Raw genomic sequence first — 23,345 nt, forward strand, 5'->3', positions numbered from 1 at the left:
CCGTCAATCCCGGGCGCGTTGCCCAGGTGTCCGCAAAAGAGCCAGGTAAACGGGGCAGCTACGTCCGGCGTCGACAGTTACGATGGCCCTAGAAAGATCACTGTCCATCATGGACCAACGTCTTCCTGTTCCCGCCTCACGTCGTCTCCCATCCCGGGAGCGGTCGCACTGCCGTGCCCTGATCTAGGAGACCTGATGCCGCCCTTCGCATCCGGACGTGGTTCCCAAGCCTGGCGTCGTCGGTTGACCGGTCGTCGACGCCGCGGCTGGACGCGCGGTGGCCTGGGGCGAGGGGTGTCCGCCGCGTCGGTGGTGGCGAGCCTCGTGCTGATGCTGACGGCAGCGGCGCCGGCCCGGGCCGTGTCGACCGTCGCGCCGATGTCGGCAGCCGGGGCCAACGCGATGTGGACTGCCTACGGCAACTCGGCGGGCCGCCACTGGACCGGTGGTGACCGCACCGTTTCCGTGGCACTGCCCGACGGGCGGGTGGCCTGGCTCTTCTCGGACACCTACCTCGGCACTGTGAACGGGGATGGCTCCCGCCCGCCCAGCGCGATGATCCACAACGCTCTGGTGGTGCAGGACGACAGCGGGCTTGTCGAAACCCGCTACGGCGGCACGCCGACGGAGCCCACATCGTTCATGTGTGACGACAGCGTGGGGCTCGGCTGCTGGGTGGCCGACGCGATAGTCGACGGCTCCACCGTGCGGGTCCTGGTCAACAACTACGCGTCGACCGGCCCGGGTGCGTTGGATGTCAAGCCCACCGGCTCCGCGCTTGTCACGTTGTCCCTTCCCGCGCTGTCCGTGCAGAGCGTCCAGCAACTGCCGCTGGGCGCGTCGATCACCTGGGGGCAGGAGCTCGTCAATGAGGGCGGGTTCACCTACATCTACGGATCAGAGCACGCGCAGGACATGAAGTTCGTGCACCTGGCCAGGGTGCCCGAGGGTGGCCTGGCCGGGCAGTGGCAATTCTGGACGGGCTCGGGCTGGTCCAGCCAGGAGGGCGCCTCGACGCGGATCGCCAGCGGTGTCGGCACGGCCTTCGCCGTACACAAGATCGATGGGCGTTACCTCCTGGTCACTGTCGAGGGGCACCTGCCCTTCAACTCCGCTGTGGTCGCCTACACGGCGAGTGCCCTGACCGGGCCCTTCGGCGGGCCGATCGAGTTGGCCCGCGCGCCCGAGGTCAACGACAGCCGGCCGATCATGGTCTATGACGCGGACCTGCACCAGGAGTTGGCGCGTGACGGAAAGCTGCTGATCTCCTACAACGTCAACAGCCTGAACTTCCAGGACAATCTGGATGACGCCTCGATCTACCGCCCGCGGTTCATCGAGGTGGACTGGCCGCGCCCGCAACCGGACCAGTCCCAACTTCCGTCGGCACCCGGCAACCTGGCGGCTGTCGCGAACCAGGTGGGCGGCGTCCGGCTCTCCTGGACCGCCCCGTCGGGGGCCAACCTCAAGTACTGGGTCTACCAGAAGGACACGACGGCCGGGCAGATGCAGTGGGCGCGGTTGCCGCAGTCGACGGCCCAGACCTCGATAGATCTGACCGGGCTGCGGAATCAGCGTGTGTACCAGTACCAGATCAGGGCAGAGAACGCGGTTGGCGAAGGCACTGCCTCGGCGGTGGCCTCGGCGACGGCCTCGGTGCCACCGCCCGCAGCGCCCGGCAACCTGACCGCGACCGCCGGCACGGTCGGCGACGTGCGCCTGACCTGGGGTGCCGTCGATCTGGCCTGGTACTACGAGGTGGAAAAGCGCAACGTCACGGCCGGAGAGACCGAGTTCTCCCCGGTCGCCCACCCGAACGGGTCGAAGACCAACCTCACCGTTACACAACTGGTCAACGGAGATGTGTACGAGTTCCGGGTCCGGGCGGTGGGCGGTGCGGGGCCAGGTGCGACATCGAGCCTGGTCCGCGCGACTGCGGTCTACGCCGTGCCGGCTGCGCCGACCGGCCTGACCGCCCTCGCCCAGGCCGACGGCACCATCAAGCTGTCCTGGACGGCCCCTGCCGGTCAGGTCTGGCATCGGGTGTACCAGCGGGATGTCACGGCCGGCGAGGCGCAGTTCACCGTCTGGCCGTTCCCGGTCTCCGCAGGCACCTCAGTGGTGGCTCAGTACCTCGATTCGGGCCACGAGTACGAGTTCAAGGTCGTTGCCACCAACCTGGGTGGGGAGTCGCCTCCGTCGAACCTGGCGCGCGCCACCGCCAGCTACGCCCTGCCGGGTGCGCCGTCCGGTTTGACCGCTGTGGCCCAGGCCGACGGCTCGATCAAGCTGTCCTGGACAGCTCCGACCGGCCAGGCCGGTCAGGTCTGGTACCGGGTGTACCAGCGGGATGTCACCGCCGCGGAGACGCAGTTCACCGCGTGGCCGTTGCCGGTGGCCGAGGGCACGACCGCGGTGGCTCAGTACCTCACCCACGGGCACGAGTACGAGTTCAAGGTGACCGCCACCAACCAGGGAGGCGAGTCCGCGGCCTCCGGCCTGGCCCGTGCGACGTCGACACACCCGGTGCCGGCGGCCCCGAGTGGCCTGAGCGCCACCGCGCAGTCCGACGGAACGGTCAAGCTGGCCTGGGCGTCGCCCGCCAGCCCGGTATGGCACGAGATCTACCAGCGGGACGTGACCGCCGGAGAGCAGACGTTCACCGCCTGGCCGTACCCGGTCACCGAGGGCACCAGTGCGGTGGCCGAATACCTGACCCATGCGCACGAGTACGAGTTCCGGGTGGTCGCCAGCAACTACGCGGGCAAGTCCAGCGCATCGAACACCGCCCGTGCGACCGCCGGCTACCAGTTGCCGCGGGCGCCGTCCGGGCTGACCGCGACCGCAGGTGACGCCCAGGTGACCCTCAACTGGACCGCCGGCGAGCCGAACGTCTGGCACCGGGTGTACCAGCGGGACGTGACGGCAGGGGAGACGACGTTCACCGCGTGGCCCTACCCGGTGACCACGGGCACCAGCGCGACGGCCACCCTCCTGGTGAACGGGCACGAGTACGAGTTCAAGGTCGCCGCGACGAACCAGGCCGGTGAGGGCACGGCAAGCAACACCGTCCGGGTCACCCCCGTACCGCCGAAGCCGGCAGTGACGAACAACCTCACCGCCACCGCGCGGGCCGACGGCACTATCGGGCTGAGTTGGCAGGCGCCGGGCCCGAATGTGTGGTTCGTGATCTACCAGCGGGACGTGACCGCCGGCGAGTCGACCTTCACCAAGTGGCCGCTGCCGGTCACCGAGGGCACCACCGCGCTTGCCCAGTACCTGACCAACGGGCACGTGTACGAGTTCAAGGTGGCCGCGACGAATGCCGGCGGCGAGGGCCCGTCCAGTGCGGCGGCTCGGGCCACTGCCAGGATCGCGGCGCCCTCGGCACCCACCAACCTCCGGGGTGCCACCGCGGGCGACGGCAAGATCGGACTCAGCTGGGACGCACCCGCGGCGGGTGCCTACTCCGCGATCTACTGGCGTGACGTCACCGCCGGCCAGACCACCTTCACCAGGGTGGAATACCTGACCGCCGAGACGTCGATCACCATGGAGTACCTCCAGCACGCCCACGTCTACGAGTACAAGGTGGCCGGGCTCACCGCCGGCGGTGAGGGGCCGACCTCGGCATCGATCCAGGTCACGGCGCGATACAGCGTGCCCGCGCCGCCGACCAACCTGACCGCCACGGCCGGCAACGGTCGGGCCACCCTGGCCTGGGCCGCCAGCCCGACGGCGAACGTGGAGTACGTCGTGTACTACCGCGACGCCACGAACGGTCAGTCCTGGCAGCGGACGCCGTATCCCACCACCGCGACGTCGCAGGCGATGGAATACCTGACCAACGGGCACACGTACCAGTTCCGGGTGGCGGCCTCGAACGCCGGTGCCGAGAGCGCACCCACCGCCACGGCGTCGGCGAAGCCCATGCCGCCGTCACCGCAGGCTCCCTCCGGGCTGACCGCCACCGCCGGAGACGGCAAGGTCAATCTCAGGTGGACGGCCAGCGCCACGGCCAACGTGTGGTACTGGATCGAGATGCGTGACGTCACTGCGGGGCAGGGCTGGACCAGGCTGAAGGACCCGGTCGACGCGACGGCCATGCCCATCAGCTATCTGAACAACGGACACACCTACGAGTTCCGGGTCCGGGCGAACAACCTGACCGGAGACAGCTCCCCCTCCAACGTGGTCTCGGCGAAACCGATGCCGCCGGTGCCGCAGGCGCCGACCAGCCTCCAGGCCGTCGCCGGCGACGGAAAGGTCTCGCTGTACTGGGGGGCCAGTAACACCGGCAATGTCTGGTACCTGATCGAGTACCGGCCGGTCGGGGGCTCCTGGCAGCGGCTGCCGTACCCGGTGACCACCTGCTGCACGTTCACCCAGACGCTGCTGACAAACGGCACCACGTACGAGTTCCGGGTCCGGGCCACCAACCTGGCCGGGGAGTCCGGGACCACGAACGTCGCGTCGGCCCGGCCGATGCCGCCGTTCCCGTCGAACGCGTCGGGTCTCACCGCCACCGCAGGTGACGCCAAGGTCAGCCTGAGGTGGACCGCGAGCGCGACGAGTGGCGTGCAGTACTACATCGAGATGCGCGCCAACGGTGGCGGTTGGCAGCGACTGCCCTACCCGGTCGGATGTTGCTCCTTCACGCTCAACCTGCTCACCAACGGGGCGACATACGACTTCAGGGTGCTGGCGACAAATGTGGCCGGCACCGCGTCGGGCAGCAACATCGCCTCCGCCAAGCCCATGGCGCCGCTTCCGAACGCGCCGACGAACCTCGCTGTCAATACCTGGGTGACCGACGGTGGCGAGTACAGCTGGGTCGGCCTGTCCTGGAGCAAGGTGACAAACACCGCGGTCTGGTACGAGGTCCACTATCGCAACGTGTCGGCGTCGGGTTCGTGGACGAAGCTCTACTCGGGAACCGATCTGTTCCACAACACCATTCGGCTCAAGGGTGGTGACCGATACGACCTCCGGGTGATAGCGCTGAACTTCACCGGTCAGACGTCGAGTGCGGTGGTGGGGGTCGTCCCCAAACGTCACAAGGCTGATCAATATCACTACTTCACCCAGCCGACCGTCGAATCCTCCAGCGAATTCCACAAGGCGAACGCGAACCCGGGCCCAGAGATGCCGTACGGGTTCGACTGGGAAGACAACGGCTGCAGCAGCCCGGATCGGCTCCCGGACCTGACGTATGGGGACGACTTCTTCTTCCAGGCTTGCCAGCGGCATGACTTCGGGTACCGCAACCACTCCACCTGGGGCAACAAGGAGGCCATCGACAGCACCTTCCGCTATGACATGAACGCACTCTGTTCCCAGCGTGCGCGGGATGTAGGGAAGTGCAAATCCAACGCATCGATTTACTACTACGCCGTTTACAACTTCGGGTGGATCGAATGGTAGGAAGCGGTCGGCCGTTCGCGTCTACCCGAGCATGACGCGATCCGGTCGAGCGCCGGTGAGCACCGACTCATCGTGATCCACGGCTCGGCCGGTCGGCCCTCCACGGCTGACCGGCGGAGCCCGGGTGTCGGCTGTACTTGACAGGCGATGTGTGAGCGTTAACATCGACAACCACCACTACCTGCCGCACTGGTCGGCGCTCCCGTTGGAGGTCCGATGACGCTCGTCCTCGCGCGTTGCACCGTACGGCGGATAGCCGGGCTCACGGCTCTGATCGTGGTGCTCAGCGTCGGCCTCTCGGCCATCTCCCCGAAGCCGGCGGCGGCCTGGGACAACGGCACGGCGGACACCCCACCGATGGGGTGGAACAGCTACGACTCGTTCAACTGGCGGGTCACCGAGGCGGACGTGCGGGCCAACGCCGACTACATGCGCGACAACCTGCGCCAGCACGGCTGGCAGTACGTCGTCATCGACTGGGCCTGGTACTACCCCGGCCAGCACAACAACAGCCCCAACCAGGACGCCAACCTCAACCCCCGACTGCGGATGGACGCCAACGGTCGGTTGCTGCCGGACACCACCCGGTTCCCCTCGGCGGCGGGCAGCAACGGGTTCAAGCCGCTCGCCGACTACGTGCACGCCCAGGGGTTGAAGTTCGGCGTCCACCTGATGCGCGGCATCCCACGGCAGGCGGTCGCCGACAACGTGCCCATCCTCGGCACCAACTGCCGAGCCAACCAGATCAACAACAGCACGACCGCGGCCTGGCTCAACCTGATGTGGGGCCTGAACATGTCAAACGCCTGCGCGCAGGCGTACCTCGACTCGGTCTTCCAACTCCTGGCCGGCTGGGGTGTCGACTACGTCAAGGTGGACGACATCGCGGCGCCCACCTACCGGCAGGCCGAGGTCGAGGGTTACCGGACGGCGATCCAGCGCAGCGGTCGGCCGATGGTGCTGAGCCTCTCGCCCGGCGCGACGCCGCTGGCCAGCGGCGGGCACGTGCGGGACAACGCGCACATGTGGCGGATCGTCAACGACCTGTGGGACAACTGGTCGTCGCTCGACGCGCTCTTCGACCAGTTGCGCAACTGGACGCCGTACCGGACGACGGGCGCCTGGCCCGATCCAGACATGATTCCGATCGGGCGGCTGTCCAAGTACGGCCCGGTCGGTTCACCCCGCTACTCCGCGCTCACCGCCGACGAGCAGCGCACGCTCATGACCCTGTGGGCGATCAACCGGGCACCGCTGATGTGGGGCGGCAACCTGGTCGAGAACCGCGCCGCCGAGCTGGCGTTGATGACGAACCCGGCGGTGCTCGCCGTCGACCAGAACAGCGCCAACAACCGCCAGCTCGTCGGCGGCACCCGGCAGGTGTGGACCGCCGACGTGCCCGGCAGCGACCACCGGTACGTGGCCCTGTTCAACCGCGAGAGCGCCACCGCCAACGTCTCGGTGAACCTGGCCAATCTGGGCATCGGCTCGGCCACCGTCACCGACCTGTGGTCCGGCACCGGCCTCGGCACCGCCACCGGCACGCTCACCCGGTCCCTCCCGGCCCACGGCAGCGGGCTGTACCGGCTGGCGCCGCTCACCACCACCCCCACGCCGACCACCTACACGGTGGCCGCGCGGCACAGTGGCAAGCTGCTCGACGTCTTCAACGCGTCCACCGCGGACGGTGCCAACGTGGTGCAGTGGGGCGCGAACGGCCAGCCCAACCAGCGCTGGCGGTTCCAGGAGACCGGTGACGGCTACGCCACCGTGACAAGCATCAGCAGCGGCAAGTGCCTCGACGTGTACGGCGGCGCGGGTGCCACCGCCGACGGCGTCCGGGTCATCCAGTGGGCCTGCAACGGCGGCACCAACCAGCAGTGGCGCGTCGAGGACCTCGGCACCGGCTACGTCAGGCTCGTCGCCCGCCACAGCGGGAAGTGCCTCGACGTGCTGAACGCCGCCACCGCGGACGGGGCTCAGACCGTGCAGTGGACCTGCGGCACCGGCACCAGCCAACAATGGCGACGCACCACCGCGTAGGGCTCAGCGGCGGCGGGCCCGCCACATCGTGTGCTCCCGCGAGATCGCTGTCTCGGTGTCGTTGACGAACTGCGACAGGTCGGCGTCCGAAGCGATCCGGCTGGCGAGTGACCCGATGGCGGCGAGTTCCTGGCTGGCCAGGGCGTACGCCGTCGCCACCGCACCATGTTGGCGCAGCTGGGTCCAGGCCGCACCGGCGGCGACCGCCGCCGCGGCTATGCCCAGCAGGTCGACATCGATGAGCCCGGCGGCCTTCGACGTCGCCAGGGTCACGCCCACGATCTCCAGCACGAGCATGCCTACCGACCACCGTGACGCGCGGGCCCGGTTCGACAGTGCCCGTTCGGCGTACCAGGCCCGCTGCCCCTCCAGCCGACCGGTGAGGTACGCGGCCCGGCGGTCCGCGAGCGAGGCGGCGCGCAGTGCCAGCATGCCGTCGGTGACCTGCCGGCCGGAGACGGCGGGGGCCGCCAGCCCGGCGGCGGACATGTCCCCGGTCAGGCCCAACAGGCGACTGGTGAAGTCGTCAACACATTCCGCGTCGCCGCGCGACTGCGGAAACGGATGCGCGGCGGTGGCGAACCGCCACGTCAGGGACTTGATGGACTCTGAGAGGGCCCTTCCGACGTACCACCGCTCGGTGGGACGGTTGGTGAGCAGGAAGACCTCGACGATCGAGGTGGCGGCGAAGGCGCCGGCCGCCAGCGCCGGACCCAGGACGAGGTCGTCGAGTGTCCAGGTGGCGACTCCCGCGACAGCGGCCAGCAGCAGCAGGGACAGCCGCAGGGCCATCAGCCATGCGGACATCCGCTGCCCGCGCTGCGACTCGTCGGACACGGCCCGCTGGAACGGTGGAAGATCCTCGACGTTCAGCATGGCGTTGACCTCCCGACAGAACCCTGACTAGACAGTAGGGGGCAGCGTCTATGTCCGGTCGGCCCTCGCCGCGGTGATTCACCGCGAAACCCACCACCACCAGCGGGCTCCGGGCGAGAATGGTTGGTCGGGAAGGGGTGCTGCGACGAACCGGGGGTGCAGGCGTGCCCGCAACCAGCATCCTCGCCCGCCTCCGGCGCCGGGACCCGGGAGATGCCGTGCTGCGGCGGGCGGCCCGGCTGACACTTGTCGCGTCCGTCGTCTTCTACGTCTGCCGCTACGGTGCGGGCAGTTCGACGCTTGCCACCTACGGCCTGTTCGGCACGATCGCCGCCGGGGCGTTCGCGCAGCTGCCCGGCCCGGCGCCGCAACGGGCGCGGATCCTCGTCACGGCACTGCCGGCGGTCTGGGTGCTGATCGCCGCCGGCACCCTGCTGGCGGGGAGCACGTGGTCGGCGGCCGGCGGCATGTTGGTCATCGGGTTCGTGGTGGCGTTCGCCGGGGTTGGCAACCCACGTCTGGTGGGGTTGGCCAGCGCGTTCCAACTCTTCTACATCCTGGCGTCCTTCCCACCGTACGAGCCGGGCACCCTGCCGGAGCGACTCGGCGGCGTCACATTCGCCATCGTGCTGCTCGCCGCGACGGAGGTGCTCCTCTGGCCCGATCCGGTACCGGTCACCTACCGGCAACGCCTCACTGCCGCGGCGGACGGCGTCGCGGCGTTCCTCGATGTCGCCGCCCAGCGGTTGACCGACCCACACGCCGCCCCGGCCGGTCGGGACCCGCGGCGGGAGCGGGCCTACGAGCTGGTGGCCGCCGCCGAACTGGGCCGCAACCCGCCGGAGTGGGCACCGAGCGCGGCGGGCGTCCAGGACCGGGCGCTGCGAATCTGCGCCGCCGCGCTCCGCGAGGCACTCGCCGAGGCGGACCGGTTGGCGACGGACGCGCCACCCGAACCGCTGGGAGACCTGGCGGCGGCGGGTCTGCTGCGCTCCTGCGCGGACACCACCCGGGCCGCCGGCCGGACCCTGACATCGGGTGCCCCGCAGGTGGGTCTCGACGACCTGGACGCCGCGATCGAGCGGGCCGAGACGGCGTACCACGCCGGAACGGGCGACGGCCACGACCCGCCGGACGTGCCCCGGTTGTGCCGGGACGCGACGGCGTTGGCCCTCGCCGACCACACCCGGGCCTTCGCCGTCGGCGTCCGGGTGGCCACCGGGTCGCGGCCCGGCACCGAGGACGCCCGCACCGGACTCTTCGAGTACGCGCGGCACGGCCCGTGGCGGCTGTACTGGTGGCAGTTCCGCTCGCACCTGGCACCCCGCTCGGCCCACCTGCACAGCTCGCTCCGGGTGGCCGTGGCGCTCGCCATCGCCCGCGTCGCCGCCGGGTTGCTGCACCTGAACCACGGCTTCTGGGTGCTGCTTGCCACCCTCACCGTCCTGCGTACCTCGGCCGCCGACACGCGCACCGCCCTGCGGCCGGCCGTGCTCGGCACGATCGCCGGTGCCGTCGTCAGCGGTGCGCTGATGCTCGTCATCGACAAGCCGATCGTGTACGCGATCGTCCTGCCGCTGACCCTGATGCTGGCCTTCGGCGTCGGTCAGCTGCTCGGTCCGGTGTGGCAGCAGGCGCTGTTCACCGTGCTGCTGACTGTCGTCTTCGCCCAGCTCAACCCTGAAGGGTGGCGGCTCGCCGAGACCCGCCTCATCGACGTGCTGCTGGGCGCGGTGATCGGCGTGCTCGCCGGGGTGGCGATGTGGCCGAGCGGCGCGAGCCACGATCTGCGGCACAACGCGACCTGCTACCTGGCGGCCAGCGCGGACGCCGTCGAGCAGACCGTGCAGGCGATCCTCGGCGGCGGGGCGCCTCCCGAGCGGGCCTTCGACCGGGTCCGGCGTCGAATGGCCCTGGTCGCCTCGTCGTACGGGCAGTACCACGCGGAGCGGCACCATCCGCACCGACAGCAGGTGAACTGGGACGCCGTGCTGAGCGCCGGGCACCACGTGCTGCCCGGCGCGGAGTCGCTGCTGCGTCGTAACCCGCCCGGCTGCCTCGCCGGCTGGCCGGCGGCAGCGGCAGTGCTGACCGACTCCACCGCGCGCCTGCGTTCGGCGTACGACGACGTCGCCCGCGAGGTGGCGCACGACCGTGCCGCGGGCCCGAGGCCCGACCCGACGGGCTGCGCCGAGGACCTGGTCCGGATCCGTCCGCTGCTCGGGGAGAAGGACTCCCGGTCGGTCCGGCACCTCGTGGAGGTCGACAGGTGGCTCACCGGTCTCGCGAACAGTGTTGGGCGGATCCACCCGCCCGGCGACAGCGAGCCGGGCGACCGGCGCGGGGTGCGGTGACGAAAGGCGGTCGACGCGGCGCCCTGGACGTCTCCGTTGTCGAGACGCCGGACGCCCGTGCGTCTACCAGGTTGCGGCGGCGCTCGGCCAGGACTGTGTCCGGATCTGACAGGCCGCCGCTCGCGGATTGGTAGTGCCCGTTCGACGCCGCCTCGCCTAGCGTCGGCGTAATGGAGATCGAGCAGGCGCAGAAGTTGTGGCAGCCGGAGCCCGGCTGGTTGAACACCGCCTCCTACGGGTTGCCGCCCGAGCCGGCGTGGACGGCACTACAGGATGCCCTGGGGGCGTGGCGGGTCGGCCGCACGTCGTGGGAGGGCTGGGGCGAGGCGGTGCACAGGTCCCGTACCGCGTTCGCCGACCTGATCGGGGTGCCGGCCGGTGACGTCGCGGTCGGCGCTGCCGTGTCGCAGATCCTCGCGCCGGTCGCGGCGGCCCTGCCGGCCGGGGCGACGGTGGTGGTGCCCGAGGTCGAGTTCACCTCGAACCTGTTCCCGTGGCTGGTGCAGGAGGAGCGCGGGGTCAAGGTCCGGACGGTGCCGGTGGGCGGCGTGGTCGACGCGATCGACTCCGACACCGACGTTGTCGCGTTCAGCCTTGTGCAGTCGGCCGACGGGGCGGTGGCGGCGTACGACGAGATCGTGACCGCGGCCCGTGCACACGGCGCGTTGGTGGTGGTGGACGCGACCCAGGCGTGCGGCTGGCTGCCGTTCGACGGGAGCCGGGCCGACGTGGTGGCCGTCGGGGGCTACAAGTGGCTGATGAACCCGCGCGGCACCGCGTACGCCTATCTGGCCCCGGCGCTGCGCGACCGGCTGCGCCCGGACGCCGCCGGCTGGTACGCGGGCCGCGACCCGCACGCCTCCTACTACGGCCCGCCGTTGCGGCTGGCCGACGACGCCCGCCGGTTCGACATCTCACCGGCCTGGTTCAGCTGGGTCGGCGCGGCGCCCGCGATGGAGGTGGTCGCCGAGATCGGCGTGCCGGCGATCCGGGCGCACAACGTGGCACTTGCCAACCGGTTCCTGACCGGGCTGGGCCGGCCGCCGGGGGAGAGCGCCATCGTCAGCGTGGACGTGCCGGACGCGGAGCAGCGCCTGGCGGCGGCCGGCATCCGCGCGGCGGTCCGCGCCGGGCGGGTCCGCGCCTCGTTCCACGTCTACTCCACCGAGGCCGACGTGGACGACGCGTTGACGGCGTTGACGGGGTGACCCCCGATCAGGCGAGGTGACCACCGATCTTCGTGTAGCCGCGCAGCAGGTCCCGCGAGATGATCAGCCGCTGCATCTCGTCGGTGCCCTCGAAGATCCGGTAGAGCCGGACCTGCCGGTACCAGCGCTCGATGGGCAGCTCCCGGGTGTAGCCCATGCCGCCGTGGATCTGGAGCGCCCGGTCGACCACCCGGTTGACCATCCCGGCGCCGTAGAGCTTGCCCATCGACGACGCGTGCCGCGGGTCGAGGCCCTGATCGACGGTCCACGCCGAGCGCAGCACCAGCCAGCGGGCCGCCTCCAGCTCGGTCTCCGAGTCGGCGATCATCCACTGGATGGCCTGGTTGGTGCCGATCTTCGTGCCGAACGTCTCCCGGGTGTTGGCGTGGTCGATGGCCATCTGCAGGACCCGCTCGGCGATGCCGATGGCGTGTGACGGGATGGTGTATCGGCCCTTGCCGATCCACTCCATGCCCAGCGTGAAGCCCTGCCCGACCTCGCCGAGGATGTTGCGGTGCGGCACGCGTACGCCGTCGAAGATGAGCGACGCCGGCCCGCCCTCACCCATGGTCTGGATGAACTCCGACCGCCAACCCATCGACCGGTCCACCAGGAACGCGGTGGCCCCGCCGTTGCGGGCGCCCTTCTCCCGGTCGGTCACCGCGACCACGATGGCGAAGTCGGCGTCGTGGCCACCGGTGATGAAGGTCTTCTCGCCGTCGAGGATCCAGTCGTCGCCGTCGCGGCGGGCGGAGAGCCGGATGTTGGCCGCGTCCGAGCCGGCGCCCGGTTCGGTGATCGCGAAACAGGACCGCCGCTCGCCCTCGATCGTCGGGATGAGGAACTCCTGTTTCTGCTCCTCGGTGGCGTGGAACAGGATGTTGTCCGCCTCGCCGCCGAAGCGGAACGGCACGAACGTGCGGCCCAGCTCGGTCCAGATCAACGACTGGAGTACGGCCGGCAGGTTCATCCCGCCGTACTCCTCGGGGGTGGCCAGGCCCCAGAAGCCGAACTTGCGCGCCTTGCGTTGCAGTTCGCGTACCTCGGAGTGGTCCAGGCCCGGTTGGTGCGCCCGTTCCCGGCGGAGCACCTCGGCTTCCAGGGGCATCACCTCGCGGGTCACGAACGCGCGCACGGTGTCCCGGACGGCGCGTTCCTCGTCGGACAGTGCGAAGTCCACGGTTCCCCCTTGGTTGTGCGTGACGGTGCGCCGCTGCGGGCACAGCGGTCATTCATAAACTAGCGGTGTAAGTTTTCATCCGTCCAGACCCTTCTCCGCCACCCGTGGTGAGGCGGTGACCGCAGGTGGTTCCGGATAGGGTGCGCGAACAGGTGATTCCGACGAGGGAGGACGGCTTGTTGGAGCTGGTCCGGGAACGGGTACGCGGCATCGCCGGCAACCCGGCGACGCCGCCGGACCTGCTGGTGCGGATGCTTGATCACCGCCCGGCCGGTCTGGCAGTCCTGATCTTCCGCGGGGCGTTGCCCGACGAGGTCTGCCGCGCGGTGGCGGCGCATCCGGACAGGCAGCTCCGGCTGACCCTGGCGGACTGTGGATCCGCCACCGGGGAGCAGCGTGCCCTGCTGGTCGACGACCCCGAGCCGACGATCCGCACCTCGCTCGCCGCCGGTCCGGATCTCTTCCGCGGCACGCCCGACCCGCTGCCCGAAGCGGCGTACGCCCGCCTCGCCGCGGATCCCGTTCGGCGGGTCCGGGAGGCGCTGGCTGACTCCCGGCAGTGCCCGGAGCAGGTCCGGGCCCGGCTGGCCGACGACCCCGACCCGGTGGTGCGGAGCACCGCGTACGCCCGGTGGGCCGACCCGCCGGAGGAGGTCACCGACCGGCTGCTCGCCGACCCGGACGAGGGCGTCCGCCGGGTGGTGGCCCGGCACGCCTGCCGGCGGCGGCCCGGCCTGCTGCCCGGTGTGCTCGACACCACGTGGTCCGATGGCTGGCACCTGGCCGCCGTGGCCGTCGACGCGCCCCTGGACCGGGCGTCGGCCGAACGGCTGGCCCGCCACGAGGACCCGATGGTGCGCGCGGCGGTGGCCGAGAACCCGCACCTCCCCCCGGACCTCGTCGACGCCCTGGCCGTCGATCCCGAGCCGAAGGTCCGGCTGCGGCTGTCAGTGCGTCCGGGGTTGACCGAGGCCGAACGTGGAGCCATCGACTACCGCGTGCGTCCCACCGACCGGATCTCCCCGGCCCGCTGGGTGCTCGCCCACCTCGACGACCCCGAGGCGCTCGACGAGGCCGTCCGCTCGGCCCACGTCGGGCTGCGGCGCAGCGCCGCGTACAGCCGGCACCTGCGGCCGGATCAGGTCGCGCGACTCGCCGCCGACGAGGACTTCGCGGTCCGGCTGCTGCTCTGCGAGAACCACGACGCGGTTCCGGGGGAGGTGCTGCTCGCCACCTACCTGCAAGCACGGGTGATCACCGCGGGCATGCTGATCCAGCGGCCGAACTTCCCGCGTGTCGGGCTGGCCCGGCTGGCCGACTCGGCCGACCCTCGGGCACGCAGGCTCGTCAGGTACGACCCGGACGCCCCTGCGGAACTCATCGACCGACTCAGCCGCGATCCAGACGACGGGGTTCGGGCCTGGACAGCCGCCGATCCCCGCCTCGGCCCCGACCGGGTGGCCGAGTTGCTGGATGATCCCGCCACAGCCGGCGCGGCAGCCGGTAACCGCAAGCTGCCCATCGAAATGATCGAGGGGATCCTCGCCGAGGCGGGGGTCCCGGGTGCGGGCGTCACTGTGACACCATCGACCGGGGAGGGCTGACCGTGCCGCGCCCCCGACGGGCTCTGCTCAACCGCGACCGGATCGTCGAGACGGCGCTCGCGCTGATCGACGCCGACGGGCTCGGCGCGCTCTCCACCCGCCGACTCGCCGCCGCCCTGGGTGTGCAGGGCCCTTCGCTCTACAACCACTTCGCCACCAAGGACGAGATCCTCGACGCGGTCGCCGACACTGTCACCGGCGCGGTCGACACCAGTGGCTTCGCCGGCCGGGACTGGGCCACCGCGCTGCGCGACTGGGCCTGGTCGTACCGGCGGGCGCTCACCGCGCACCCGAACATCGTGCCGTACCTGGCGCAGGGACCGGGCCGTCGGCCGGCCGCCCTCGCCATGGCCGACGCGGTCTACGGCGGCCTGGTCCGCGCCGGTTGGCCGCCCGCCCGGGCCACCCACATCGGCGCCGCCCTGCGTTACTTCGTGGCCGGGTCGGCGCTCGGCTCGTTCGCGCGCGGTTTCGTGGAGGACCCCGAGCTGTACGCCGCGCACTACCCGCACCTGCGTGACGCGCACCGGCTCGCCGAGCACCAGCAGAGCGTGGACGAGGGCGCCTTCGCCCTCGGCCTGGACGCGTTGCTGCACGGCCTGGCCGCCGAGTACGCCCGCACCGTCGAGCCGGTGGAGTCCGCCCGGCCGAGCGGGTAGCGTCCAAACTCCCAGCGCTAGTTTCATCGTCCGCCGCGATCCGTCGCCCCCACCCGTCGCCCCCACCCGTCGCCCACCCCCGAAGGGACGCCATGGACCTCGCCGCCCCGCCGTCGCAGTTGCCCGACACCCTGCGCCTCCGGCGTCACCTGCACATCGGCGGCGAGTGGACCTCTCCCGCCGGGACCGAGTTGCTCGATGTGGAGAATCCGAGCACCGGCGCACCTGTCGGGCAGGTGCCGGCCGGCACCCCGGCCGACGTGGATCGTGCCGTCGCCGCGGCCCGCGCCGCCTTCCCCGGCTGGGCCGCTACCGCTCCCGCCGAGCGTTCCGCGCACCTCGACCGGCTGCACACCGCGCTCGCCGCCCGCGCCGACGACCTGGCCCGCACCATCGCCGTCGAGCTGGGCGCACCGCTCAAGCTCGCCACCCGGGTGCAGGTCGGGCTGCCACTGACCGTCCTGCGCGACCACGTCACGCTCGCGGCGCGCCCGCCGGTCGAGGAGAGCATCGGCAACTCCCTCGTGGTCCGCGAGCCGATCGGCGTGGTCGGCGCGATCACCCCGTGGAACTACCCCCTGCACCAGGTGCTGGCGAAGCTGGCCCCCGCGCTGGCCGCCGGCTGCACTGTGGTGCTCAAGCCCAGCGAGCTGACCCCGTTGACCGCGTACCTGCTCTTCGACGCGGTCACCGAGGCCGGGCTGCCGCCGGGGGTGCTCAACCTGGTCCCCGGCACCGGGCCGGTGGTCGGCGAGGCCCTGGCCGCACACCCCGACGTCGACCTCGTCTCGTTCACCGGGTCCACCGCCACCGGCGCGCGGATCATGCGGGTCGCCGCCGACCGGATCGCCCGGGTCGCGCTGGAGCTGGGCGGCAAGTCCGCGAACGTGATCCTCGCCGACGCCGACCTGGCCACCGCGGTCAAGGTGGGCGTCGGCAACGCCCTGCTCAACTCCGGGCAGACCTGCACCGCGTGGACCCGGATGCTCGTGCACCGCGACCGGTACGCCGAAGCACTCGACCTGGTCGCCGCGGCGGTGGCCGGCTACCGGCTCGGCGACCCGTTCGACCCCGTCACCCGCCTCGGCCCGTTGGTCTCCGCCGCGCAGGCCGAGCGGGTACGCGGCCACATCGACCGAGCCCTCGCCGACGGCGCCCGGCTGGTCGTCGGCGGGCCCGAGGCCCCGGTGCCGGCCCAGGGGCACTTCGTCGCCCCGACCGTCTTCGCCGACGTGCACCCCGACAGCGCGCTCGCCCAGGAGGAGGTCTTCGGCCCGGTCCTCGCCGTCTTACCGTTCGACGACACCGACGAGGCGGTCGCCATCGCCAACAACTCGCGCTACGGGCTGGCCGGGGCGGTCTGGTCCGCCGACACCGAGGCCGCGCTCGCGGTGGCCCGGCGGCTGCGCACCGGCGCTGTCGACATCAACGGCGCCCCGTTCAATCCGCTCGCCCCGTTCGGCGGCTACAAGCAGTCCGGCCTGGGCCGGGAGCTGGGCGTGCACGGGCTCGCCGAGTTCTGCGAGCTGAAGGCGATCCAGCGATGAGCGCCCCCGGGTCGTTCCCGGCCGGGCCGCCGCGCCCCGCCGCGCCGAACCCGGCCGGGCCGGGCGGCGGGGAGCCGGTCACGGTCCGCGCGCTTGTCGCGCGTGGGGCCGGCGCCGAGCTGCGAATCGAGCGGATCCGGCTGTCCGCGCCCGGCCCCGGCGAGGTCCGGGTGACGATCCGGGCCGCCGGCGTCTGCCACTCCGACCTGTCCATGGTGAACGGCACCATCGCCGCGAGGTTCCCGTTGGTGCTCGGGCACGAGGCGACCGGCGTGATCGCCGAGGTCGGGCCGGGCAGTGCCCTGCGGGTCGGCACCCCGGTGGTGCTCAACTGGGCACCGGCCTGTCGGGCCTGCTGGTGGTGCCGCAACGGCGAGCCGTGGCTCTGCGCCGACACCACCGCGCCGACGGTGCCGCGCGGCGAGACCGACGACGGCCTCCCGCTGCACCTGACCCTCGGCCTCGGCGCGCTTGCCGAGGCGGTGGTGGTGCCCGAGAACGCCGTCATCCCGATCCCCGCAGGTCTGCCACCGGAGCGGGCCGCGCTGCTGGGCTGCGCGGTGCTCACCGGTGTCGGCGCGGTCCACAACACGGCCCGGGTGGCGTCCGGCGACTCGGTGGCGGTGATCGGGCTCGGCGGGGTCGGGCTCGCCGTGCTCACCGCCGCCCGCCGGGCCGGCGCCACCACGATCCTCGCCGTCGACGTCGCCGAGGCCAAACGGGACCTGGCGCTCGCCGCCGGGGCGACCGACTTCCTGCTCTCCGACGACCGGCTCTCCAAGGAGGTGCGGGCGCGCACCGAGGGCCGGGGCGTGGACCACGCCTTCGAGTGCGTCGGCCGCGCCGCCACCATCCGCGCCGCCTGGCGGCTGACCCGACGTGGGGGAGTGGTGACAGTGGTCGGGATGGGCGCCAAGGACGACATGGTCAGCCTCGGCGCGCTCGACATCTTCCACTCCGCCCGCACCCTGCGTTCCTCGGTGTACGGCTCGTCCGACCCGGACCGGGAGGTGCCGGCGCTGGCTGCCGAGCTGGCCGATGGCGCGCTTGATCTGCGCGCGTTGGTCAGCGGCACGGTTTCGCTCGACGACGCGCCCACGGCGTTCGCGCGGCTGGCCCGGGGCGAGGGCGCCCGCTGGGTGGTCACTCTGGACTGAGCCGGGCGTGGGACACGTGGCGGGCTTGGCCAGGTGCCCTGGGCTGACTCCGGACGGGCCAGCCCTGGGCACCCGGGGCGACGAAGGTCGGGCGGACGGTCAGAAGGGTGGGGCGTCCTCGCCCATCAGCGCCAGCACGACGCCGCCCTTGCCGCTCTTGAGGCCCTGGACCACTACCTTGCCGGTGCTGCCGTCGGGCAGTTCGAGGGTGAAGGTCTTCCCGATCGCGTTCTTCGGGCCGTTGCCGGCGCTGTTGGCGGGTCGGAAGTCGCCTGCCCAGGGCGGAACCCCGCCCTTACGGGCCGGCTCGGCGAAGAGCGCGGCGGTGCCGGGAGTCCTGGTGCCGTCCGCGGAAAGGAGCACTGAGGCGCTGCGATAGGTAGCCATATGCGCCAAGGCTAACCCGGAGCGGGCGGTTCGCGGCACCACAGCTGCCCGTACCGGCGATTCGGCCGCCAGTCGTTGCCCACCGACCCATGCCTAGAAGTACGATGCATCGTACTTCTAGGGTTAGGGGTGGGAGGCTTCATGAAGGTCGCCAAGGATCTGGTCGCCGCCTCGGCGACACCGATGGTGCTCGGCATCCTGGCCGAGGGCGAGAGCTACGGCTACGCCATCCTCCGGCGGATCAACGAGCTGTCCGGCGGCGAGCTGGACTGGACCGAGGGACTGCTGTACCCGTTGCTGCACCGGCTCGAACGACTCGCCTATCTGGAGTCGAGCTGGCAGGCGGTCGCCGGTGAGCGCAAGCGCAAGTACTACCGCATCACCGACCGGGGCCTGGCGGAGCTCGCCGAGCAGCGCCGGCAGTGGGACACCGTGGTGGGCGCGCTCAAGGAGATCTGGCACGACCGGGCGCCCCTGACGACGCCCCCGCTGGAGGGCCTGGCATGACGACGCCCGATCGGCCGGCGGAGTTGGCCGCGCAGTTCGCGCAGTGGCGCCAGTACGTGCTGCGCCGCCGGGGACTGCAAGCGGTGGACGCCGACGAGCTGGAAGACCACCTGCGCGGTTCCGTCGACGAACTCCTCGCCGCTGGCCTGAGCCCGGATGAGGCGTTCCTGGTCGCTGTGAAACGGATGGGTAGCCTCGACGATCTCTCCCGCGAGTTCGCCCGGGAACATTCCGAACGGTTGTGGAAGCAGTTGGTGCTGACCGGCGACCCGGGCAATCCGGTCGCCGAGCCGCGCTCCCGCCGCGACCTGTGGGTCCTGCTCGGCTGCGCGGCGGGCGCGGTGGTCTCCGTCAAGGTGCCAGCGCTGTTCGGGTTGAGCTTCGACGACGACGGCTCGTTCTACGCGCGCAACGCCACAGTGTTCGCGCTGCCCTGGCTGGCGGCCTTCCTGGCGTGGCGTCGGCAAGCCCGACCCGCGGTGGTCGCGGTGCTGGTGGCGCTGTTCGCGCTCGGCGTCGGGGCGGCCAACGCCTACCCGCTTGCGGACGACTCGCAGTCCGTGGTCGTCACAAGCGTCCACCTGCCCATCGCCCTCTGGCTCGTGGTCGGCCTGGCCTACGTCGCCGACGACTGGCGCTCGTCGCGTCGACGCATGGACTTCATCCGCTTCACCGGCGAGTGGTTCATCTACTTCGTGCTGATGGCCCTCGGTGGCGGCGTGCTCGCCGCGTTCCTGTTCAACACCTTCGCGGCCATCGGCATCGTCCCGGAGGCGTTCATCTCGCAGTGGCTGCTGCCCTGCGGCGCCGCGGCGGCGGTCGTGGTGGCCGGGTGGCTGGTCGAGGCCAAGCAGAGCGTCGTGGAGAACATCGCGCCGGTCCTCACCCGGCTGTTCACCCCGCTCTTCACCGCCGCCCTGCTCGCCTTCCTCGTCGCGGTGGTCTGGACCAGCCACGGCATCGACGTCGAGCGCGAGGCGCTCATCCTGTTCGACCTGTTGCTGGCCGTGGTACTGGGGCTGCTGCTCTACTCCCTCTCGGCCCGTGATCCGCTGGCCCCGGCCGGTGCGTTCGACAAACTCCAACTCGCGCTCGTGGTGAGTGCCCTGGCCATCGACGTGCTGGTGCTGCTGGAGATCACCGGACGCATCACCGACGAGTACGGCGGCACGCCCAACCGGGCTGCCGCCCTCGGCGAGAACGTGATCCTGCTTGTCAACCTCGCCTGGTCGGCGTGGCTCCTGCTGGCCTTCATCCGACGGCGCACGCCGTTCACCACCCTGGAGCGGTGGCAGACCGGCTACCTGCCGGTGTACGCGGCATGGGCCTGGATCGTGGTCCTCGTCTTTCCCCCGTTGTTCAGCTACGCGTAGACGAGGAGTTCCCCACCCTGGGGTAGCCGGCGGCCAACGGTGACCGTCGGCTACCTGCGTGGGGGCGCATGGCGGACAGCTCCGCGGACGGCCAGCGCCCCTCGCCGCGACCCAGCCTCGCGGTGGGTCACCAACCAAGTGGTTGACAGGTGGTCACACAGATGCTGAACTATCAACCAACCACTTGGTTGGGGGCGGACTGAGGATGACTGAACAGCTCGACCGCCGACAGGCGCTCGTCCACGCGGCCTTCTCGGCGCTCGCCGAGAGCGGCTTCGAGGGGTTCCGGCTGCGACCGATCGCTGCCGCGGCCGGCATCGACCACTCCACACTGCACCACTACTTCCGGACCAAGGCCGATCTGATCGCCGCGGTGCTCGAGCACGTGACAAGCCAATTCGAGGCGACGATGCACAACGACCTGGAGCCCGCCGCCCGACTGCGGCAACACCTCAGGGAGATCGCCACCGCCGTGGCGTACCGGCCCGAGTTGTTCGTGGTGCTCGACGAGCTCGATCTCCGCGCGCGACGCGACGCGTCCACAGGTGCCGACATCGAGCGCGACGAACAGGGTTGGCGGGACGCGCTCGCGGCGATCTTCACCGAGGGCATCGCGCAACACGTGTGGTCGGTCAACCTCAACGTCGCCGCCAGCGTCGAGCTGGTGATCGCCACCGTCAAGGGCATTCGCCTGCGTCCCGACCAGGCCGAGTCGGTTGTCAACCAACTGTGCGACCTCTTCTCACCAGAAAGAGTCACCCATGACTGACGTACTCATCGTCGGCGGAGGCATCGGCGGCCTCGCGCTCGCCCAGGGGCTGCGGAAGAACGGAATCAACGCCGAGGTCTACGAGCGTGACCGGCACCGCGACGACCGGGTGGACCGCTACCGGCTCGCGATCAACCCGGCCGGCAGTCGGTCGCTGCGCGCCTGCCTGCCGGACCGACAGTGGCAGGCGTTCACGGACACCGCGGGCCGGCCCGGCGGCGGGTTCGGCTTCCTGGGCACGGACCTGCGCACGTTGGTCCTCGTCGAGGACGCGCTCATGTATCCCGACGATCCCGACCCCGCCGAACGGGCCTACCCGGTCGACCGTCAGACGCTGCGCGGCGTCCTGCTCGACGGACTCGACGACGCCGTCCACTACGACAAGACGTTCGAACGCTACGAGCTGAGCGCGGCAGGTCGTCCCACCGCGTACTTCGCCGACGGCACCTGCGCCACCGCCGACGTCCTGGTCGGCGCAGACGGGATCAACTCCCGGGTACGCGCGCAGTACCTGCCGACCGCCACCCAGCGGGACACCGGCGCGGTGGGCGTCGGGCTGAAGTTGCCGCTCAACGACGACACCCGCGCCTGGCTACCCGCCCGGCTGGCCGTGGGCATGAACCTGGTCGTGACGGGTGCGCCACACTTCCTGTTCACCTCGGTGTTCGAACGCCAGCAGCCGGTGGGGGACGACTATCTGCTGTGCGCGTTCGTCGCCCGCAACGAACTGTTCCCCTCGCGTCCGGAGCGCCTCGACGGCACCCAGTTGAAGGCCTACATCGCCGGGCTGATCACGGACTGGCACCCCGCGCTCCGCCAACTGATCGCCGCGTGCCCAGCAGAGGACGTGAGCGCGTTCCCGTTCCAGGCTTCCGACCGTCCCGCGCCGTGGACGCCGTCCCGGGTCACCGTGCTCGGCGACGCCGTGCACGGCATGCCACCGGCCGGCGGTAACGGCGCCAACACCGCGCTGCGCGACGCCGCCCTGCTCACCCGCCAGTTGTCGCTGGCCGGCACCGGCCACCTGCCGCTGCTGGACACGATCGGCGAATACGAGACCGAGATGCGCGAGTACGGATTCCACGCCGTCGAGCTGGCCATGCGGACCCTGCACCAGGGCATGATGAGCAACCCGCTGAACGTGGGTCTGACCCGGGGCTGGTTCAGTCTCTGCGACATCGCGCCACCGCTACGCCGGATGACCTTCGGCGCGAGCTGGGCCAGGATCAGTGCTCCCCGCCCGTGGGAGCGGGTCGGCATGCTGACCGGCTGATCCGCTCGACCGGCCCGGGACGGCCGCCCTGGACTGAGCATCCTGTCGGGGTGGGCGGGCAGGATGACGCAATGGGTTCACGTCTGGGCACTGTCGTCGTCACGGGTGCCGCCGGTCGCATCGGTTCAGTGGTCTGCCGTCACCTGCGCGACGAGGTTCGCCGCCTCGTCCTGGTCGATCGGGTGCTCGCGCAGCCGCAGTCGCCGACAGACCGGGCGATCCAACTGGACCTGGCGGACGCCGACGCCGTGACCGCCGCGCTGGAGGGCGCGGACGCGGTGGTGCACCTGGCCGGGCTGCCGGACGAGGCGCCCCTGGCCGACCTGCTGGAGAGCAACGTGCTGGGCACGTACCACGTGTTGGAGGCGGCCCGTCGGCAGCGGGTGGGGCGGGTCGTCCTCGCCAGCAGCAACCGTGTCACCGGCTTCTACCCGGTCGGCCAGGTGGTCGGGCCGGAGGAGCCGGTCCGACCGGACGGTTTCTACGGGGTGAGCAAGGTCGCTGTCGAAGCGCTCGGGCGCCTGTACGCCGACAAGTTCGGCCTGTCGGTGGTGTGCCTGCGCATCGGCAGCTTCGAGGACGAGCCGGACGAGGCCCGCTACCTGGCGACCTGGTTGAGCCCGCGCGACGGTGTCGGTTTCGTTCGCGCGGCGCTCACCGCTCCCGACGTGCGCTTCGCGACCGCCTACGCCGTGTCCGCCAACACCCGGGCGTTCTGGGACACCACGGCCGGGGCAGGGCTCGGCTATTTGCCGCTGGACGACGCGGAGGTTTTCGCCGACCGGGTGCCCGGTTCGCGCGACCCGGTCGACCCCGCCGCCCCGCAGGGCGGGGCCTTCACCGACGCCGCGTACACGCTGCGGCACGTCAGGGCGGCCGAGCCGTCCTGACGAGCCGAGCATCCAGCGGGCCGGCGCCGGCCCCCCCCCCCCCCGGGGGGCCGGGGATGGCTGCCGAGGCGGGGGGGGATGCCGCGGTGTTTCA

Annotated in this window: 16 protein-coding genes; 13 read left to right on the forward strand and 3 right to left on the reverse strand. The window is 71.3% G+C overall.

Annotated elements, in window-relative coordinates; genetic code table 11:
* The first annotated feature begins 330 nt into the window (after positions 1 to 330).
* Both AB0B86_RS26080 and AB0B86_RS26085 read left to right on the forward strand, forming a co-directional pair.
* On the forward strand, positions 331 to 5,424 hold the full coding sequence (locus AB0B86_RS26080; protein WP_357420013.1) for a phospholipase A2: 5,094 nt from the start codon (positions 331 to 333) through the stop codon (positions 5,422 to 5,424).
* 216 nt (positions 5,425 to 5,640) lie between these two features.
* A complete protein-coding gene (locus AB0B86_RS26085; RefSeq protein ID WP_357420014.1) occupies positions 5,641 to 7,467 on the forward strand; it encodes an alpha-galactosidase in 1,827 nt (608 codons plus the stop codon).
* A gap of 3 nt (positions 7,468 to 7,470) precedes the next feature.
* Here the strand turns inward: AB0B86_RS26085 and AB0B86_RS26090 are convergent, their stop codons facing one another.
* Complete coding sequence (locus AB0B86_RS26090) at positions 7,471 to 8,343, reverse strand: DUF4231 domain-containing protein (protein ID WP_357411905.1); 873 nt, start codon at positions 8,341 to 8,343, stop codon at positions 7,471 to 7,473.
* 164 nt (positions 8,344 to 8,507) lie between these two features.
* On the opposite strand from AB0B86_RS26090, the gene AB0B86_RS26095 reads away from it, so the two are divergent.
* Together AB0B86_RS26095 and AB0B86_RS26100 are read left to right on the forward strand one after the other, a co-directional pair.
* The gene (locus AB0B86_RS26095) at positions 8,508 to 10,697 is read left to right on the forward strand and encodes an FUSC family protein (protein ID WP_357420015.1); all 2,190 of its coding nucleotides are present in this window, start codon (positions 8,508 to 8,510) and stop codon (positions 10,695 to 10,697) included.
* 170 nt (positions 10,698 to 10,867) lie between these two features.
* Positions 10,868 to 11,905, forward strand: coding sequence for an aminotransferase class V-fold PLP-dependent enzyme (locus tag AB0B86_RS26100; RefSeq protein WP_357411907.1), 1,038 nt, complete (start codon positions 10,868 to 10,870; stop codon positions 11,903 to 11,905).
* A 7-nt stretch (positions 11,906 to 11,912) separates the two neighbouring features.
* Here the strand turns inward: AB0B86_RS26100 and AB0B86_RS26105 are convergent, their stop codons facing one another.
* On the reverse strand, positions 11,913 to 13,085 hold the full coding sequence (locus tag AB0B86_RS26105; protein WP_357411908.1) for an acyl-CoA dehydrogenase family protein: 1,173 nt from the start codon (positions 13,083 to 13,085) through the stop codon (positions 11,913 to 11,915).
* Between the two features lie 176 nt (positions 13,086 to 13,261).
* Between AB0B86_RS26105 and AB0B86_RS26110 the strand changes: the two genes are divergently transcribed.
* The 4 genes from AB0B86_RS26110 to AB0B86_RS26125 all read left to right on the forward strand — a co-directional run bounded on the left by AB0B86_RS26110 (position 13,262) and on the right by AB0B86_RS26125 (position 18,052).
* Entirely contained in the window at positions 13,262 to 14,689 is a 1,428-nt protein-coding gene (locus AB0B86_RS26110; RefSeq protein ID WP_357420016.1) for a hypothetical protein, read from the forward strand.
* Between the two features lie 2 nt (positions 14,690 to 14,691).
* Entirely contained in the window at positions 14,692 to 15,348 is a 657-nt protein-coding gene (locus tag AB0B86_RS26115) for a TetR/AcrR family transcriptional regulator C-terminal domain-containing protein (RefSeq protein WP_357411910.1), read from the forward strand.
* A 92-nt stretch (positions 15,349 to 15,440) separates the two neighbouring features.
* Complete coding sequence (locus AB0B86_RS26120) at positions 15,441 to 16,895, forward strand: aldehyde dehydrogenase family protein (RefSeq protein WP_357411911.1); 1,455 nt, start codon at positions 15,441 to 15,443, stop codon at positions 16,893 to 16,895.
* On the forward strand, positions 16,892 to 18,052 hold the full coding sequence (locus AB0B86_RS26125; RefSeq protein WP_357420017.1) for a zinc-binding dehydrogenase: 1,161 nt from the start codon (positions 16,892 to 16,894) through the stop codon (positions 18,050 to 18,052). Before AB0B86_RS26120 ends, AB0B86_RS26125 begins: the two co-directional genes overlap by 4 nt.
* Positions 18,053 to 18,151: 99 nt before the next feature.
* Here the strand turns inward: AB0B86_RS26125 and AB0B86_RS26130 are convergent, their stop codons facing one another.
* Positions 18,152 to 18,439, reverse strand: a complete 288-nt coding sequence (locus AB0B86_RS26130) for a hypothetical protein (protein ID WP_357411913.1) — start codon at positions 18,437 to 18,439, stop codon at positions 18,152 to 18,154.
* 141 nt (positions 18,440 to 18,580) lie between these two features.
* Here AB0B86_RS26130 and AB0B86_RS26135 point away from each other — a divergent pair, with 141 nt between their 5' ends.
* The 5 genes from AB0B86_RS26135 to AB0B86_RS26155 all read left to right on the forward strand — a co-directional run bounded on the left by AB0B86_RS26135 (position 18,581) and on the right by AB0B86_RS26155 (position 23,251).
* Positions 18,581 to 18,946, forward strand: coding sequence for a PadR family transcriptional regulator (locus AB0B86_RS26135; protein WP_357411914.1), 366 nt, complete (start codon positions 18,581 to 18,583; stop codon positions 18,944 to 18,946).
* Positions 18,943 to 20,319 carry a permease prefix domain 1-containing protein gene (locus AB0B86_RS26140; RefSeq protein ID WP_357411915.1) on the forward strand — a complete coding sequence of 459 codons (1,377 nt, stop codon included), beginning with the start codon at positions 18,943 to 18,945 and terminating at the stop codon, positions 20,317 to 20,319. Before AB0B86_RS26135 ends, AB0B86_RS26140 begins: the two co-directional genes overlap by 4 nt.
* Positions 20,320 to 20,524: 205 nt before the next feature.
* On the forward strand, positions 20,525 to 21,088 hold the full coding sequence (locus tag AB0B86_RS26145; RefSeq protein WP_357411916.1) for a TetR/AcrR family transcriptional regulator: 564 nt from the start codon (positions 20,525 to 20,527) through the stop codon (positions 21,086 to 21,088).
* Positions 21,081 to 22,361, forward strand: coding sequence for an FAD-dependent monooxygenase (locus AB0B86_RS26150; RefSeq protein ID WP_357420018.1), 1,281 nt, complete (start codon positions 21,081 to 21,083; stop codon positions 22,359 to 22,361). Before AB0B86_RS26145 ends, AB0B86_RS26150 begins: the two co-directional genes overlap by 8 nt.
* Positions 22,362 to 22,432: 71 nt before the next feature.
* A complete protein-coding gene (locus AB0B86_RS26155; RefSeq protein ID WP_357411918.1) occupies positions 22,433 to 23,251 on the forward strand; it encodes an NAD(P)-dependent oxidoreductase in 819 nt (272 codons plus the stop codon).
* Positions 23,252 to 23,345 lie beyond the last annotated feature (94 nt).

The organism is Micromonospora sp. NPDC049047 (genome assembly GCF_040649135.1).
Taxonomy (GTDB): domain Bacteria; phylum Actinomycetota; class Actinomycetes; order Mycobacteriales; family Micromonosporaceae; genus Micromonospora.